General features: G+C 64.4%; 1 protein-coding gene. It reads right to left on the reverse strand.

All coding sequences use genetic code 11. The annotated features are described in order from the left end of the window. Positions 1-449, reverse strand: a 449-nt coding sequence (locus B7P34_RS36235; RefSeq protein WP_223268632.1) for a phosphoadenosine phosphosulfate reductase family protein, incomplete at both ends; no start/stop codon positions are given.

Raw genomic sequence — 449 nt, forward strand, 5'->3', positions numbered from 1 at the left:
CCGGTGCCCCCACTCGACCATGAACTCCTCGAATTCCATGCGCGGTACGAACCAGTCGTAGCCGGGGTGCGCATCCGCCGGCAGGTCCCGCACCCATAGCCGCTGCTGGTCGGGGTCCCAGCACGTCCACTGCGGCTCAAAGTTGGTGACGGCGTTGCGCAGGTTCAGCGGCAGGCACACCCAGTGCAGGTCGATGTGCTCCCGGTACAGGTCGACACATGCCTGAATGTGGTCGACCGTGTGCCGGTACTGGGCCTCCAGATCGATGATGAGCACCCCGACCTGGCGGCGGCGGTTGATGGCCTCCTCCATGACCAGGTGCAGCATGACCGTGGAGTCCTTGCCGCCCGAGAACGAGACGTACACCTTCTCGAACTCGTCGAAAGTCCACGCGATGCGCTCACGCGCGGCCTGGAGAACAGTCTTGTTCGGGTTGTACCGCTTCCGCA

Origin of the sequence: Streptosporangium nondiastaticum (assembly GCF_003011965.1) — a bacterium.
GTDB classification, from domain to species: Bacteria; Actinomycetota; Actinomycetes; order Streptomycetales; family Streptomycetaceae; genus Streptomyces; species Streptomyces nondiastaticus.